General features: G+C 66.1%; 16 protein-coding genes. 12 read left to right on the top strand and 4 right to left on the bottom strand.

Annotation, left to right across the window (positions count from 1 at the left end):
* Positions 1-79: 79 nt before the first annotated feature.
* From trxA to BLQ71_RS06500, 3 genes are read left to right on the top strand one after another with little or no spacing between them, the layout of a single operon-like run.
* Complete coding sequence (gene trxA, locus BLQ71_RS06490) at positions 80-991, top strand: thioredoxin (protein ID WP_074621137.1); 912 nt, start codon at positions 80-82, stop codon at positions 989-991.
* 27 nt (positions 992-1,018) lie between these two features.
* The gene (locus tag BLQ71_RS06495) at positions 1,019-1,660 is read left to right on the top strand and encodes an LON peptidase substrate-binding domain-containing protein (protein WP_043136209.1); all 642 of its coding nucleotides are present in this window, start codon (positions 1,019-1,021) and stop codon (positions 1,658-1,660) included.
* Positions 1,657-1,833: a Trm112 family protein gene (locus tag BLQ71_RS06500; RefSeq protein WP_074621138.1), complete on the top strand. Its 177-nt coding sequence runs from the start codon at positions 1,657-1,659 to the stop codon at positions 1,831-1,833. The genes BLQ71_RS06495 and BLQ71_RS06500 overlap by 4 nt, the downstream gene beginning before the upstream one ends.
* A gap of 3 nt (positions 1,834-1,836) precedes the next feature.
* On the opposite strand, the gene BLQ71_RS06505 is transcribed toward BLQ71_RS06500, so the two are convergent.
* The 3 genes from BLQ71_RS06505 to BLQ71_RS06515 all read right to left on the bottom strand — a co-directional run bounded on the left by BLQ71_RS06505 (position 1,837) and on the right by BLQ71_RS06515 (position 5,887).
* Positions 1,837-2,652, bottom strand: a complete 816-nt coding sequence (locus BLQ71_RS06505) for a trypsin-like serine peptidase (RefSeq protein WP_175459225.1) — start codon at positions 2,650-2,652, stop codon at positions 1,837-1,839.
* Positions 2,653-2,746: 94 nt separating this feature from the next.
* Positions 2,747-4,834, bottom strand: a complete 2,088-nt coding sequence (locus BLQ71_RS06510; RefSeq protein WP_074621140.1) for a trypsin-like peptidase domain-containing protein — start codon at positions 4,832-4,834, stop codon at positions 2,747-2,749.
* 87 nt (positions 4,835-4,921) lie between these two features.
* Entirely contained in the window at positions 4,922-5,887 is a 966-nt protein-coding gene (locus tag BLQ71_RS06515) for a threonine ammonia-lyase (protein WP_074621141.1), read from the bottom strand.
* Positions 5,888-5,982: 95 nt separating this feature from the next.
* On the opposite strand from BLQ71_RS06515, the gene BLQ71_RS06520 reads away from it, so the two are divergent.
* The 6 genes from BLQ71_RS06520 (at position 5,983) to BLQ71_RS06545 (ending at position 9,488) form a co-directional block, all read left to right on the top strand.
* The gene (locus BLQ71_RS06520; RefSeq protein ID WP_069209358.1) at positions 5,983-6,501 is read left to right on the top strand and encodes a DUF1643 domain-containing protein; all 519 of its coding nucleotides are present in this window, start codon (positions 5,983-5,985) and stop codon (positions 6,499-6,501) included.
* The gene (locus BLQ71_RS06525) at positions 6,491-6,778 is read left to right on the top strand and encodes a DUF5665 domain-containing protein (protein WP_043136218.1); all 288 of its coding nucleotides are present in this window, start codon (positions 6,491-6,493) and stop codon (positions 6,776-6,778) included. The genes BLQ71_RS06520 and BLQ71_RS06525 overlap by 11 nt, the downstream gene beginning before the upstream one ends.
* Positions 6,779-6,874: 96 nt before the next feature.
* Positions 6,875-7,501, top strand: a complete 627-nt coding sequence (locus BLQ71_RS06530; RefSeq protein WP_074621142.1) for a hypothetical protein — start codon at positions 6,875-6,877, stop codon at positions 7,499-7,501.
* Positions 7,502-7,630: 129 nt separating this feature from the next.
* The gene (rpsO, locus tag BLQ71_RS06535; protein ID WP_043136223.1) at positions 7,631-7,900 is read left to right on the top strand and encodes a 30S ribosomal protein S15; all 270 of its coding nucleotides are present in this window, start codon (positions 7,631-7,633) and stop codon (positions 7,898-7,900) included.
* 146 nt (positions 7,901-8,046) lie between these two features.
* Positions 8,047-9,249 carry a GTP-binding protein gene (locus tag BLQ71_RS06540; RefSeq protein WP_074621143.1) on the top strand — a complete coding sequence of 401 codons (1,203 nt, stop codon included), beginning with the start codon at positions 8,047-8,049 and terminating at the stop codon, positions 9,247-9,249.
* Positions 9,249-9,488, top strand: coding sequence for a DUF6525 family protein (locus BLQ71_RS06545; protein ID WP_043136228.1), 240 nt, complete (start codon positions 9,249-9,251; stop codon positions 9,486-9,488). Before BLQ71_RS06540 ends, BLQ71_RS06545 begins: the two co-directional genes overlap by 1 nt.
* A 1-nt stretch (position 9,489) precedes the next feature.
* On the opposite strand, the gene BLQ71_RS06550 is transcribed toward BLQ71_RS06545, so the two are convergent.
* The gene (locus tag BLQ71_RS06550) at positions 9,490-10,755 is read right to left on the bottom strand and encodes a cation:proton antiporter (RefSeq protein WP_074621144.1); all 1,266 of its coding nucleotides are present in this window, start codon (positions 10,753-10,755) and stop codon (positions 9,490-9,492) included.
* A 300-nt stretch (positions 10,756-11,055) separates the two neighbouring features.
* On the opposite strand from BLQ71_RS06550, the gene pnp reads away from it, so the two are divergent.
* From pnp to BLQ71_RS06565, 3 genes are all read left to right on the top strand, one after another.
* A complete protein-coding gene (pnp, locus tag BLQ71_RS06555; RefSeq protein ID WP_069209228.1) occupies positions 11,056-13,194 on the top strand; it encodes a polyribonucleotide nucleotidyltransferase in 2,139 nt (712 codons plus the stop codon).
* A gap of 101 nt (positions 13,195-13,295) precedes the next feature.
* Positions 13,296-14,105 (top strand): DUF2711 family protein, encoded by an 810-nt coding sequence (locus tag BLQ71_RS06560; protein ID WP_074621145.1) that lies wholly within the window; start codon positions 13,296-13,298, stop codon positions 14,103-14,105.
* A gap of 7 nt (positions 14,106-14,112) precedes the next feature.
* Positions 14,113-14,466 carry a YigZ family protein gene (locus BLQ71_RS06565; protein ID WP_043136235.1) on the top strand — a complete coding sequence of 118 codons (354 nt, stop codon included), beginning with the start codon at positions 14,113-14,115 and terminating at the stop codon, positions 14,464-14,466.
* Positions 14,467-14,475: the final 9 nt, after the last annotated feature.

The raw sequence follows: 14,475 nt of genomic DNA on the forward strand, positions 1-14,475 counted from the left end.
AACCGGGCCGCCGCCCTTGCATCCCGGGCCACGCTACGCCATCTACGCCACTGAACATATTCAACCGCGTGAGGGCGACATGCTGGAACTGGGCGGCGGCCAACCGGCTGCGGACAACCTGATCAAAGACATCTCCGAAGCGGAGTTCATGGCGGAAGTCGTGGACGGCTCTGCCGAGGTTCCCGTCATCGTCGATTTCTGGGCGCCCTGGTGCGGCCCCTGCAAGACGCTTGGCCCGATGCTCGAAGATGCGGTCAAGGCGGCCAAGGGCGCCGTCAAGATGGTCAAGGTCAACGTAGACGAGGCCCAGCAGATCGCCGGGCAATTGCGCATCCAGTCGATCCCGACGGTCTATGCCTTCTTCAAGGGTCAGCCGCTGGACGGGTTCCAGGGCGCGCTGCCGCAATCCGAACTCAAGGCCTTTGTCGATCGCGTCGTGCAGGCGGCGGGTGGCGATGCCTCGGGCGGGCTGGATGATGCCGTGGCCGCAGCCGAAGAGATGCTGGACCAGGGCGCGGCGGTGGATGCGGCGCAGACCTTTGCCGCCATCCTGGAAGAGGACCCGGCCAATGCCGCCGCCTACGCGGGACTGGTGCGCGCCCACATTGCGATGGACGACCTGGAGCAGGCCGAGGCGATCCTGAACGGCGCCCCGGTCGAGATTTCCAAGGCACCGGAACTGGAAGCGGCCCATGCGGCGCTGGAACTGGCGAAACAGGCGGCGGATGCGGGCCCGGTGGCCGAACTGACCGCCAAGGTCGAAGCCGACCCCGAGGACAAGCAGGCGCGGTTCGACCTGGCGCAGGCGATGTACGCCAATGGCGATGCCGCTGGCGCGGTGGACCAGCTGCTGGAGATCTTCCGCAGCGACCGCGAGTGGAACGACGGCGCCGCAAAGGCGCAGCTTTTCACCATCTTCGAGGCGCTGAAGCCGAATGATCCGGTGGCGTTGAACGGACGCCGCAAATTGAGCTCGATGATATTTGCCTGACCGGTCGCGCAGTCTACCTTGTCGGGCATGACACGGCTCAAAGATCTGCCGGGCAAGATCCCGGTTTTCCCCCTGCCGGGGGCGCTCCTGCTGCCGCGGGCGCGCCTTCCGCTCCACATCTTCGAGCCGCGCTACCTCGCGATGCTCGACGATTGCCTGAAAACGGAAACCCGTCTGATCGGCATGATCCAGCCGCACCAGGTGCCGGGCCGCGAGGAACGGGGCCTGCACCGGATCGGCTGTGCGGGCCGGGTGACGCAGTTCTCGGAAACCGAGGACGGGCGTTACATGATCACGCTGACCGGAATATCGCGCTTTCGCATCGTGCGAGAGGTCGAGGGGTTCACGCCTTACCGCTGTTGCGAGGTCAACTGGGACGGGTTCGAACGCGACCAGCAGGGGGCAGAGACGGACACGTGCTTTGAGCGGGTGCGTTTCATGGACTTGCTGGATCGCTTTTTCGCGGCCAAGGACCTGTCGGCGGACTGGGATACGCTGCAGCAGGCGGATGACGAGTTGCTGGTGAACTCGCTGTCGATGCTGCTGGACTTCAACCCCGAGGACAAGCAGGCGCTGCTGGAAGCGCCCTCTTTGAGCACACGGCGCGAGACGCTGGTGACATTGATCGAATATGCGCTGCGCGGCGGCGAGGAGGACCTGATTCAATGAGCGTTGAATTTGACCGGCGGATGCTGGAGGCGCTGATCTGCCCGGTGACGCAGACTGGTCTGCGCTATGACGTGGACCGGCAGGAATTGATCAGCACGGCGGCGGGGCTGGCCTATCCGATCCGCGACGGCATCCCGGTCATGCTGCAGGACGAGGCGCGGCGGCTGGACTGAGGGTCAGTCCTGAACCGCGGGCTTGAGAACGCGTGAGCGTTCGAGGATTCGGCCTATCGGGATCGCGTGTTCGACGCTGTTCCCGAACCCGCCGAGATGCAGGCCGATCACCCGGGTTTCGAGAGCGTGGACAAGCGGAGAGCCTTCGTTTCCCGGCAGGGTATCGCAGGTGTGCCGTAGATCGCCGTCCAGTATGGCCGGTGTGGCGACCCAGCAATCCTCGTAAGCGACGTTTTGGGGAAAGCCCAAAGGATGCCCGTAGAGCCGGAGAGGCTGATGGCCGAGCGGGGCTGAGTGGGTGAGCGCAAGGGTACCGTAGCGTTCGCCCGGCTGGCCCGACGTGATCCTGAGAACCGCATAATTCAGGGCCTCGTCGATTTCGACCGGGGTCGAATCGACCTCGAAGGCTTCGGCGCTGTCGGGATCGGTCTTGTCCAGGTAGCCGAGGGTAAAACGGATGGACTCGATCTCTGCGGCCTTGCCCGCCGGGCGAGGGGTGCCTTGGGCGCAGAGCGCGGTGGTCAGCAGCAGATCCACGGTGACGAGAAACCCGGTGCAGGACAGGACGCCTGTACCGGTGCTGACATCCAGCCGACCGACCGGGCGTCCGGTCTGCGCGATCATGGAGGTCTTGCCGAAACGCGCGACCTCTTCGATTTCGGGCATTCCGAAAGGCAGGTATCCCTCGCCACGGTCGCCTTGCATCCAGAGCGGAAGAGGCAGGACGGTGTCCCCGAAGCTGTCGGTCGGGAAGATGTTTTCGTAGTCGGACGCGGCGGGACTGGCCAGAAGACAGGTTGTCGCCAGGACTGCGAGCAAGGATCGGATCATCGGGCTTGGGTTTCGTTTCGCCATATCGCCTGTTCGTACACCGGGGGAGGACAGGGGAGCAAGGCAGGGGCGATTCCGGGCGTCAGGGCAGGAGGCTGCGCATCGCCTCGCGCGTGCGGGGGCCGATGCGGCCGTCGGTGGGGCCCTGGTAGACGCCCGCGCGGGCCAGGGCCTCTTGCAAGGCGCGGGCGGTGTCGCGGGGCCAGTCGGCGGTGTCGCGGGTCACGGGCCCGTCGCTGCCTGCGCGCAGGGCCTCGATGTAGAGCCGGGCCGCCTCTGCCGGGTCCTGGCTGGTGCCGCGCCCATTCTCGGTCATCCATGCCAGGCTTGCGAGCGAGACCGGGTCACCCTGCGCCGCCGCCTTGCGATACCAGCCGATCGCCGTGGCATCGGAGGCGGTCACGCCGGTCCCTGTCATGTAGAGAGTGCCGAGAGCCTGCTGGGCTTCCGCGTAATCCTGTTCGGCGGCGGCGGTGTACCAGCGGGCGGCGGTTGTCATGGACTTGTCGACCCCGCGCCCGTTTTCGTACAGAAGGGCGAGGTTGAACTGCGCCGCGGCGTTGCCCTGTTCGGCGGCCCTGGCGAACCAGTAGGCGGCGGTTTCGTCCGACTGATCAACGATGGTTCCGGCCAGGTAGAGGTCACCCAGCTGGTCCTGCGCGCCGTGATAACCGGCCTCGGCGCCCTCACGGTAGAGGGTCAGGGCCCGGTCGGGATCGGCGGGGACACCCTGGCCGTGCTGGTAGATCACGCCCAGCCCGGTCTTGGCGATCGGGTGACCCTGTTCTGCGGATTTCTCGAACATCTCCAATGCCTTGTTCTGGTTCTTCGGTGTGCCCAATCCCCAGAGGTAGGCAACGCCCAGGCCCGCCTGGCCGACGGCGTCGCCGGTGTCGGCGGCGGCCTTGTATGCGGAAAAGGCCTCGTCATAGCGTTCCGCGGCGCTGAATGCCTCTGCCAGGAAGGCGGTCATGCGGGGGTGAGCGGGAAAGCTGTCCAGAGCGCGTTGGCAGGCCGCGATGGCGGCACTGGCATCCATTGCCTCGAAGACCGTGCCGTCGCTGCGCATCAAGCCCGCCGCGCGGTCGGGGTGAAACCTGTCCCCGGCGAGACGGTCGCAGGCCTGCACGTCGGCATTTGCCGCCATGCGTTCCGCCAGCGTGGGCGGGGGCGGTGGGGCCGGTTGCAGTGCCGCCAGCAGCCGGGCGGCGGTGCGTGCGGCAGAGGTGCCGGGCGCCTCTGTTACCAGCGATTCAAGCGCGCTGCGGCGGTCGTCGTCATCGTCGATCAGCAGCGCGTCGGACAGGCGCGTCAGGGCGCGGCCCTCGGCATTGTCCGGACCGCCGGACCCCTTGGCGGGCGACAGCAGGTTCGAGGCGGCCAGGATCGCCGCCATCGGAATGGCATAGTTGACGCTGTTGTTCGCCGATCCGGCATGATGCAGCCCGACCACCTGCCGCGTGCCTGCGTCAATCACCGGAGAGCCGGAGTTGCCCGGCATGGTATCGCAGGTGTGCAGCAGCTTGTTGTCCGAAAGCGCGGGGGCATTGGCGCGGCATTTCTCGCGGCTGATCCGCTGCGCCTCGCCCATCGGGTGGCCGATGATCCAGTAGGGATCGTTGTCATGGGGCGTGACGGCGGCCAGTTCCAGCGTGCCGAAATCGCGCCCCGGCGTGTCGCCCAGGATGCGCAGCAGCGTGTAATCCAGCGGTTTCGAGGTCTCGACCGGGACCGGGTCGACGAGGAAGGAGCTGGTGCCCTCGGTCACGCCTTCCTGAGTGTAGCCCATGACGAACCGCACGCCGACGATGGATTTCGCCGCGGCCCGGCTGTCGTCGAGGATGCCGGGCACGCAGTGATGGTTGGTCATCAGGATGTCGTCACCGACCAGGAAGGCGGTGCAGGGAAAAACGCCCTTGTCCGTCGCCACGTCCAGCCGCCCGACGGAGCGCCCGATGCGGGCAAAGACCGACTGGCTGGAATAGGCGGAGATGAATTCGTTGTTGTAGGCGCCGTAGGCGGCCTCGGGGATGACATCGCTGCCGAACTGCTTGCGCGACAGGACGGTCTTGCCAAAGCTGTCGAGGTCGAACCCAAGCAGGCGGTCCTGCTGCGCGGCCAGCGGCGTGGCAAGCAGGAGCGCGGCGGCAATGGTCAGGCGGCGGAACATGGGTGTCTCCCAACAGGCGTGTCTGGCCTGCAGTATAGCAGGTTGACGCAACGTCGGGAGCGGGGTTTTCCTGACCTCCCGGCGCGCCTAGACCTCGAGCGCGCGGGCCAGCATGGCCGGATCCAGGTTGCCGCCGGAAATGGTGCAGATCACCGCCTCACCGGCCAGTTCGTCACCGTGAAAGAGCGCCGCCGCAAGGGCCACGGCGCCGCCCGGTTCGGCCACCAGCTTGAGGTGCCGCAGGGCCAGCGACATGGCACGCAGCACCTCCTGGTCCGTCACCACCACGCCGGGGCCGCAGAGGCGGGCATTGATCGGAAAGGTCAGCTCTCCGGGCATCGGGGTCAGGATCGCGTCGCAGAGACCACCGGCCTCTTGCGCGTTACGCTCGCGACTGCCCGAGTGCAGCGAGCGCGCGGTGTCATCGTAGCCCTCGGGTTCGGCGGGGCGCACGCGCAGCCCCGGCGCGCGGGCCTCCAGCGCCAGGGCGATCCCGGCGGTCAGGCCGCCACCGCCGCAACAGACCAGCACGTCGGCCTCTGTCACACCTGCCTCGGCGGCCTGTTCGGCGATTTCCAGTCCGCAGGTGCCCTGGCCGGCAATGACCTGCGGTTCGTCGTAGGGTCTGACCAGCGTCAGCCCGCGTTCGGCGGCAATCGCGGCGCCGATCTCTTCGCGGCTTTCGGTTGTCCGGTCGTAGAGCACAACCTCGGCGCCGTAGCTGCGAGTGCCCTCGATCTTGGCGGCGGGCGCGTCTGACGGCATCAGGATCACCGCCGGAACCCCCAGCTTTTGCGCGGCCAGCGCCACCCCCTGCGCGTGGTTGCCCGAGGAAAAGGCGATCACGCCCTTGGCGCGCTGGTCTTCCGGCAGGGCGGTCAGGGCCGACCAGGCACCGCGGAACTTGAAACTGCCGGTATGTTGGAGGCACTCGGGCTTGACCAGGACGCGGCGCCCGGCGATGGCGTCCAGCGCCGGCGAGGACAAGAGCGGCGTGCGGCGGGTGATGCTGCGGGCGCGGGTGGCGGCGGCCTCGATCATCTGGATGTTCATGGGGTGCTCCGGTGACTGTGGCGGCAGGGGGCCGCAGGCAGGTGTGAATGTCAATCGCCCTTGAACCCCCGGCGCGGGCGGGGCAGCTTGCGGCCATGATCGAAAGGCACGCGGAAAAGGATGGAGAGCGGAGCACCGCCTGGTATTCGCCTTGCGAGCGCTATCGTTACGGGCTGCGCCGGGTCTGGGATCCGGGCGCGGGAGAGGTGCTGTTCGTGATGCTCAACCCCTCGACGGCCAGTGAGTTGGCGAACGACCCGACCATCGAGCGCTGCCAGCGACGGACGAAGGCGCTGGGCTACGGGGCGATGCGGATCGCCAACCTGTTCGCCTTTCGCGCCACCCGGCCCCAGGACCTGCGCCGCGCCGAGGACCCGGAAGGGCCGGAGAATGCCGCGCTGTTGCGCGACTGGTCGGGCGCGGCGGATCTGACGCTGGCGGCCTGGGGTGTGCATGGCGCCTTGCAAGGGGCGGGGCCGCGTGCGGCGCCACTGCTGCGGGGCGATGTGCGCCACCTGGGTCTGACAAAGGCGGGCCACCCGCGCCACCCGCTCTATGTGTCCTACGCGGTCCACCCCGAACCCTGGCCGATGGAGATGCGCTATGCCGCCTGAAACAGAGACCGAGGCCCTGCGGCAGGAAGTGGCGCGCCTGGCCGATGAGGTCAAGCGCCTGAACCAGCACCGTTTTGTCCGGGTGCACAACAACCTGGCGCGGTTGATGGCCTTTCAGTTCCTGCGGGGCATGATGCTGGGCCTGGGGACGGCATTGGGGGCCACGGCGCTGGTTTCGGTCGTTGTCCTGCTGCTGAGCCAGATCGAGTTCATCCCGATCCTGGGCGACTGGGCGACCGCGTTGATCGAGGAAATCAAGATCGACGAGGCCGAGTAAGCCTTGCTTTACCCCGTGCTGCCATAGTCGCGGCCTGAACCGGGGCGGCGTGGTGTGCCCGTCGTTGCCGGTACGGCGGAAAACGGGGCTGCAACGATGTATCTACTGGCCGGGCTCATGGGGCTGATAGCGCTTGGTTCGGTGGCCATCGTCAGCATCGGTGACGATGCGGACGAGGCGCTTGCCGACACGGGCGACGATGGGGACGATGGCCTGCCGGCCTCGCCCCTGTCGCCGGCCTCACTGGGGGTGTTCCAGTTCTTTCCGCAGGGGATCGACGAGGGCACGCCGGAGGGCGCCGCGCTTGAGGACGGGCGGTCGCTGTTTGCGCGCATGGGGTTGATCAACCTCGCCGGGCTGGACCCGGTCGAGGATGCTGAGCTGGCAGAGACGGGGACAGAGACGGGCGCAGGGGCCTTGCAGCTGGAGTCTTTTGGGGTCGATGTGCCGGCGGCGCCGAACGACGCGTCGGCAGAGCTTGCCGGCGCGGACCCGCTGGACTACGACGCGGAGGAAGATCAGCTGGTGATCGTCTATGACGACAGCGCCGGCGGACCGGAACCCGAGCTGGAGGTGTCCGCCCGCGAGGATGATCCGGAGACGACCGAGATCCGCCTGGGCGGGACGGTTCTGGCCAGCCTGCTCACTGCCGAGGCGCCGCCGCTGTCCTCGATCGTGCTGGTGGGCGAAAGCGATGCCGCCGCGCTGGACCTGGCGACGTAGGTTAGCGGGCTTGCCAAGGGGGCTGGAATCGCGTACCTGCGCGCATCCGCTTTGGCGGACCTCTCCACGGGCCTTGCTGGACGACATCCCGGCTTGTGCCATAACCCTTTGATCCGAAAGGAGACCCCGATGTCGATCACCGCGGAAGAAAAGACCCGCCTGATGAAGGAATACGCCACCAAGGAAGGCGACACCGGTTCGCCCGAAGTGCAGGTGGCCATCCTGACCTCGCGTATCTCGACCCTGACCGAACACTTCAAGACCCACAAGAAGGACAACCACTCGCGTCGTGGCCTTCTGATGATGGTTGCCCAGCGCCGCAAGCTGCTGGACTACCTCAAGGGCAAGGACGAAGAGCGCTATCGCTCGCTGATCGGCCGCCTGGGCATCCGCCGCTAAGGCACTGTCCCGTCGCTGAACGGATTGACCGCGTTTCCCCTCCGGGAAGCGCGGTTTTTCTTTGCGCAGTGGAGTTTGGGGCTGGCCGGGTTTGTTATGTTATACTATAACATACACCTGTTTCTTGTCGAATAGGGAGCTTGACCATGCCCGACACCGATCCCCGCATCCCCGTGACCGTGCTTTCCGGATTCCTGGGGGCGGGTAAGACCACGCTGCTCAACTGGGTGTTGAACAACCGCGAAGGGCGGCGCGTCGCCGTGATCGTGAACGACATGTCCGAGGTGAACATAGACGCCGACCTTGTGCGCGCGGGCGGCGCGAACCTCAGCCAGACGGACGAGACGCTGGTGGAAATGTCCAACGGCTGTATCTGCTGCACCCTGCGCGAGGACCTGCTGATCGAGGTGCGGCAGCTGGCTGAAGAGGGGCGTTTCGACACGCTGCTGATCGAATCGACCGGCATCGCAGAGCCGCTGCCGGTGGCAGCAAGCTTTGCCTTCCGGGATGACGCGGGCCAGAGCCTGTCGGATGTCGCGCGGCTGGACACGATGGTGACGGTGGTGGATGCCTGCAACCTGCTGGAGGATTTCTCCAGCCATGATTTCCTGGCGGACCGGGGCGAAAGCCTGGGCGAGGAAGACGAGCGCACCCTTGTCGACCTGCTGACGGACCAGATCGAGTTTGCCGATGTCGTCGTTCTGAACAAGGTCAGCGATGCGGGCGCGCTCAAGGTGGACGCAGCGCAAAAGATCATCCGCAGCCTGAATGCCGATGCGCGCATCATCCGCACGGATCACGGCGAGGTGGCGACCGCCGAGATCCTGGAAACCGGACTGTTCGATTTCGACAAGGCGCATGAACATGCCGCTTGGGCGAAGGAACTGTACGGTTTTGCCGATCACGTCCCCGAGACCGAGGAATACGGCATCGCCAGCTACGTCTTCCGGGCGCGCGACCCCTTTGACCCGGAGCGTATCCACGCGCTGCTGAACGGCAGCCTGCCGGGCGTGATCCGGGCAAAGGGGCATTTCTGGCTGTCGACGCGGCCCGACTGGGTGGCCGAATTCTCGCTGGCGGGCGCCTTGTCGAGCGTGAAACCGCTGGGCAAGTGGTGGGCGACGGTCCCGAAGGAGAACTGGCCCAAGGATGCGCGGGCGCAGGAGTATTTCCTGGCCCATTGGGCCGAGCCTTTTGGCGACCGGAGGCAGGAACTGGTCTTTATCGGTGCGGGGATCGACTGGGCCGACCTGAAGGCGCGGTTGGAAGCCTGTCTTGTGTCTGAGGTGACGGGGGCGGAACAACCGGACCCGTTCCCCCAGTGGCGGGACGCGCGAGAGGTGGCGTGATGGCCCGCCGCAACGGCAACCGTGGTGCGGTGGCGATCAGGCCGCGCCGCCGCCGGGGCGACGCGATGCGGGTCTACGACAGCCTGCCGGCGCCGCTGCGGCGTTGGATGGCCGGGGCGGTGCTGCCCTGGTCGCCGGAATCCTGCCTGGCGATCTGGCGCCGTGCCGGTGGCCCGGACGAGGCGCTCGAGCGGCTGAACCGGGCAGAGCGCGCGACGTTGGACAGGGCGGGCCTGTGACTCAGACCAGGTCGGGTTCGCGCCCGACCCGGTTGGCCAGCTTGCCGATGGTCAGCCCCTGCACGATGATCGAGAAGACCACGATCACGTAGGTGACGGTCAGGATCAGCGGCTTCCACTCGCTGTCGGGCAGCGACAGGGCGAGGGCGACAGAGATGCCGCCCTTGAGCCCGCCCCAGGTCATGATCGGCATGACGCCGGGGGCGAAACTCCGGAACGGCCGCAGCATCAGGATCGGTACCACCACCGCGCAAAGCCGCCCGAACAGCGCCAGCGCGATGCAGATGACGCCGGTCACCAGCATGTCGGTTTCAAGTTGCACGGCAAAGATTTCGACCCCGATCAGCATGAAGAGGACGGCGTTCAGGATCTCGTCCACCAGTACCCAGAATTTCTCGACGTATTCGCGGGTTTCCTCGGACATGCCGTGCTTGGCCCCGATGTCGCCGATCAGCAGGCCGGCGCAGACCGCCGCGATGGGGGCCGAGACATGCAGCGCGATGGCCAGTTCGTAGCCGCCGAAGGCCAGCGCCAAGGTCATCAACACCTCGAGGGAATAATCGTCGATATGGCGCATGACGCGGAAGGTCAGCCAGCCCAGGACAAGGCCCAGCACCGCACCGCCGAGCGCCTCCTGTGCAAAGAGCCTGGCCGCGTCCAGCGCGGGGCTGGCGTGGGCGGCATCGCCGTGGCCATGCGAGAGCGCCGGAAAGGCCAGCCCGACCAGCACCAGGAAGACGACATAGCCCACGCCGTCATTGAACAGGCTTTCGCCCGCGACCTGGGTTTCCAGTGATTTGCGCAGGTTGGCCTGTTTCAGGACGCCCATGACGGCGACGGGATCCGTGGGCGAGATCAGCGCCCCGAAGACCAGCGCAATCAGCAGCGGCGCGCCGGTCAGCCAGTGAAAGCCAAGCCCGATCACCGCGGTAGACAGCGCCACGCCGATGGTGGCCATCAGCAGGACCGTGGGCCAGACCGCGCGCAGGTCCGAGAGTTTGACGTGCAGGGCGCCCGCAAACAGCAACAGTCCCAGCATCCCCTCCAGCAGGGCGTCGGAGAAATCTATGCCGGTGACGATGGCGCGCAGATCCTCGGCCAGGGTGAGCGAGGGCACCATCGTGTCCAGCGCAAGGGCCGCCATCGAGGTCAGCAGGGCGACGACGAGGATGCCGATCGCTGAAGGCAGGCGCAGGACGAAATAGTTGATGGCACCAAAGACCGCGGCAAGGACGATGAGGAGGGAAGCAATCTGAAGAATGTTCATGGGTTTGGCCTGATGAAATCACGTTCCGCGCTGTAGCACGCCCTCTGGTAACGGCAAATGGCAATGATCCGGGCCGAACCCGCCGCCAAGAACCTGCCGGGCCGCAAAAAATCGGACTTTGGGGCGGCTGGCATGGAACGCAACGGCTTCACAAAAGGCGCTTGCTGCTGTATGGCGCCAGTCATCTGAGACGTGACGCTTTGACCCCGGCGCATGGGATGATGAAGGGGTCGGCGGCAATGGGGCCGCCATTCAAACGGAGGACCGGCAGGGGCCGGAGCGCCTCCTAGAGGATAACTGATGTTCAAAGAAGTCAAAAAGTCGATGCAGTGGGGCGAGGAAACGCTCACACTGGAAACCGGCAAGGTTGCCCGTCAGGCCGACGGCAGCGTCATCGCCACCCTGGGCGAGACCAGCGTCATGGCCAACGTGACCTTTGCCAAGCAGCAGAAGGAAGGCCAGGACTTCTTTCCGCTGACCGTCCATTACCAGGAAAAATATTACGCGGCCGGCAAGGTGCCCGGCGGCTTCTTCAAGCGTGAAGCACGGCCGACCGAGAAGGAAACGCTGACCGCGCGCCTGATCGACCGTCCGATCCGCCCGCTGTTCGTCCCCGGCTTCAAGAACGAAGTGCTGGTGATGTGCACCGTCCTGTCGCACGACCTGGTCAATGACCCGGACATCGTGGCGATGATCGCCGCAAGCGCCGCGCTGACCATTTCCGGCGCGCCCTTCATGGGCCCGATTGCCGGTGCGCGCGTCGGCTTTGAAGATGGCGAATACGTCCTGAACCCGACCGTCGAGGACATGGACCAGCTGCGCAACAACCCCGAGCAGCGACTCGACCTGGTTGTCGCGGGCACCAAGGACGCGGTCATGATGGTCGAGTCCGAAGCCTACGAACTGACCGAAGACGAGATGCTGGGCGCGGTTCTTTTCGCGCATGAGCAGATCCAGCCGGTCATCGACCTGATCATCTCGCTGGCCGAAGACGCGGCCAAGGAACCCTTCGACTTCCAGCCGCCGGATTACTCGGCCCTGTTCGACGTGATCAAGGCCGCGGGCGAAGACAAGATGCGCGCCGCCTACGCGATTTCGGACAAGCAGGAGCGCGTGACCACGGTTGCCGCCGTCAAGGAAGAGATCAAGGCCGGCCTCAGCGAGGAACAGCTTGAAGATCCGAACCTGGGTTCCGCGATCAAGAAGCTGGAATCGATGGTGCTGCGCGGTGATGTGGTCAAGAACGGCCGCCGCATCGACGGCCGCGCCCTTGACCAGGTGCGCCCGATCGTCTGCGAAACCGGCCTGCTGCCGCGGACCCACGGGTCGGCGCTGTTCACCCGTGGCGAAACCCAGGGTCTGGTCGTGACCACGCTGGGCACCGGCGACGATGAGCAGATCATCGACGCGCTGCACGGCAACTACCGGTCGAACTTCCTGCTGCACTACAACTTCCCGCCCTATTCGGTGGGCGAGGTTGGGCGCGTTGGTTCGCCCGGTCGTCGTGAGATCGGCCACGGCAAACTGGCATGGCGTGCGCTGCAGGCGGTGCTGCCGGCGGCAACCGATTTCCCCTACACGATCCGCGTGGTCTCCGAGATCACCGAATCCAACGGCTCGTCCTCGATGGCCTCCGTCTGCGGTGGCTCGCTGTCGATGATGGATGCGGGCGTTCCGCTGAAGGCGCCGGTTGCCGGTGTGGCGATGGGCCTGGTGCTGGAAGATGACGGCTCCTACGGGATCCTGACCGACATCCTGGGCGACGAGGATCACCTCGGCGACATGGACTTCAAGGTTGCGGGCACCGAGAACGGCATCACCTCGCTGCAGATGGACATCAAGGTCGCGGGCATCACGCCCGAGATCATGAAGGCCGCGCTGGCACAGGCCAAGGACGGTCGCCTGCACATCCTGGGCGAGATGGCCAAGGCCCTGTCCTCGGCCGGTGAGTTCAGCGTGCACGCGCCGCGCATCGAGACCATGCAGATCCCGACCGACAAGATCCGTGAAGTGATCGGCTCGGGCGGCAAGGTGATCCGCGAGATCGTCGAAGTGTCGGGCGCCAAGGTGGACATCAACGACGAGGGCATCATCAAGATCGCCTCGCCGGACGGTGAGTCCATCCAGAAGGCCTATGACATGATCTATTCGATCGTGGCAGAGCCGGAAGAGGGCAAGGTCTACAAGGGCAAGGTCGTGAAGATCGTCGATTTCGGCGCCTTCGTGAACTTCTTTGGCAAGCGTGACGGGCTGGTGCACGTCTCCCAGATCGAGAACCGCCGCCTGAACCATCCCTCGGACGTTCTGAAGGAAGGCCAGGAAGTCTACGTCAAGCTGCTGGGCTTTGACGACCGCGGCAAGGTGCGCCTGGCGATGAAGATGGTCGACCAGGAGACCGGTGAAGAGATCACCAAGCAAAAGGAAGAAGCGGAGGAGTGATCCCCGCTGCCCGCCGGCGGCACGCGCCTTCGGCAGTTTCCCGGACGGGCGGCCTTTGGGCCGCCCGTTTGCACTTTGATACGAGACGACGACAGGACCCCATGCATCACATTGGCCGGGCCATTCAGCATCCCCCGACAGAGCTTCCCGTCCTGGAATTTTGGGCGCGCGACTACGACCACGTCTTTGCGGTCTACAACCCGTTTTTCACCGTTCCGGGGCATCATCCGGACACGACCCATTACGGGCCTGCGCGCATCACCGTGTCCTCCGCCGACGAGTTGAGCGCGCTGGCCGAGGCCCCGCCCGTGCCTGAAAACCCGGCGCCGGACGAGTTTCCCGACCTCATCAAGCAGAGCGGCAGCCCGCTGCGCTGGGAGGCGGTGCGCCAGGCGATTGGCGCCCGGGACCGGGCGCTGTTCGAGCGGACGGTCTGGCTCTGGGCGCTGAACATCGAGCGCGACGATACCGACGACGGGATGCGCGCGGCGCTGACCCGCTATTGCACGGCGCAGGGCATCTATCCGCCCGAAGAAGACTGCATGCCCGCGATCATGGAACCGATGCTGAGTGACTACCTGCAGGCGCTGGGCATCGACGAGATCATGCTGTGGGATGAGTACCGCGAAAATGCCCTGCCGGCCCCGCGCGAGGCGCTGGACCGGGACGAGGTCGCCGTCTGGCTGGACGGGGCGACGGGCAATTCCGTGCGCGCGGTCAGCGCGCCGGGGTTCCTCATAAGCTGGGCCTTTGACGACGTGCATGGCGTGTTGGCCCTGACCGACGACCTGTACCGCCGCTGCGCGCCGGACCGTTTCCTGGAATGCCGGGCCTATGGTGTCGGCGGCTACGTCGATCTCTTCAACCCGGCAGAGTTCCTGGACCGGCTGCCGCGCACCGGGACACATTGAGGCGCCCGTGCTGGTGCTGGAGAATATCATCAGCGACCGGGGGTCGCGCTACGCGGTCTCCGGCGGGCCCTGCCGCAGTGCCGACGACGCGGCGGCCTTTCTCAAGGAGCTGAAACGGCGCAAGAAATTCGCCAAGGCCACGCATAACACCTGGGCCTGCCTGACCGAGGGCGGCCCGCTCAAGAACGACGATGGCGAAAGCGGCGCCGGCATGGTGATCCTGCGCATGCTGGAGCGTGAGGACCTGCGCGACACCATCGTGGTGGTGACGCGCTGGTACGGTGGCAAGCACCTGGGCGGCGATCGTTTCCGCCATGTCCAGGAGGCCGTGCGCCAGTTCATAGAGGCGCAGGGCGGCTGAAGCCGCGCC

Source organism: Antarctobacter albus (assembly GCF_900101505.1).
Lineage (GTDB): Bacteria > Pseudomonadota > Alphaproteobacteria > Rhodobacterales > Rhodobacteraceae > Antarctobacter > Antarctobacter albus.

Coding starts and splice junctions, on each gene's coding strand:
- trxA (WP_074621137.1), top strand. CDS start 80: ATGCTGGAACTGGGCGGCGGCCAACCGGCTGCGGACAACCTGATCAAA.
- BLQ71_RS06495 (WP_043136209.1), top strand. CDS start 1,019: ATGACACGGCTCAAAGATCTGCCGGGCAAGATCCCGGTTTTCCCCCTG.
- BLQ71_RS06500 (WP_074621138.1), top strand. CDS start 1,657: ATGAGCGTTGAATTTGACCGGCGGATGCTGGAGGCGCTGATCTGCCCG.
- BLQ71_RS06510 (WP_074621140.1), bottom strand. CDS start 4,834: ATGTTCCGCCGCCTGACCATTGCCGCCGCGCTCCTGCTTGCCACGCCG.
- BLQ71_RS06515 (WP_074621141.1), bottom strand. CDS start 5,887: ATGAACATCCAGATGATCGAGGCCGCCGCCACCCGCGCCCGCAGCATC.
- BLQ71_RS06520 (WP_069209358.1), top strand. CDS start 5,983: ATGATCGAAAGGCACGCGGAAAAGGATGGAGAGCGGAGCACCGCCTGG.
- BLQ71_RS06525 (WP_043136218.1), top strand. CDS start 6,491: ATGCCGCCTGAAACAGAGACCGAGGCCCTGCGGCAGGAAGTGGCGCGC.
- BLQ71_RS06530 (WP_074621142.1), top strand. CDS start 6,875: ATGTATCTACTGGCCGGGCTCATGGGGCTGATAGCGCTTGGTTCGGTG.
- rpsO (WP_043136223.1), top strand. CDS start 7,631: ATGTCGATCACCGCGGAAGAAAAGACCCGCCTGATGAAGGAATACGCC.
- BLQ71_RS06540 (WP_074621143.1), top strand. CDS start 8,047: ATGCCCGACACCGATCCCCGCATCCCCGTGACCGTGCTTTCCGGATTC.
- BLQ71_RS06545 (WP_043136228.1), top strand. CDS start 9,249: ATGGCCCGCCGCAACGGCAACCGTGGTGCGGTGGCGATCAGGCCGCGC.
- BLQ71_RS06550 (WP_074621144.1), bottom strand. CDS start 10,755: ATGAACATTCTTCAGATTGCTTCCCTCCTCATCGTCCTTGCCGCGGTC.
- pnp (WP_069209228.1), top strand. CDS start 11,056: ATGTTCAAAGAAGTCAAAAAGTCGATGCAGTGGGGCGAGGAAACGCTC.
- BLQ71_RS06560 (WP_074621145.1), top strand. CDS start 13,296: ATGCATCACATTGGCCGGGCCATTCAGCATCCCCCGACAGAGCTTCCC.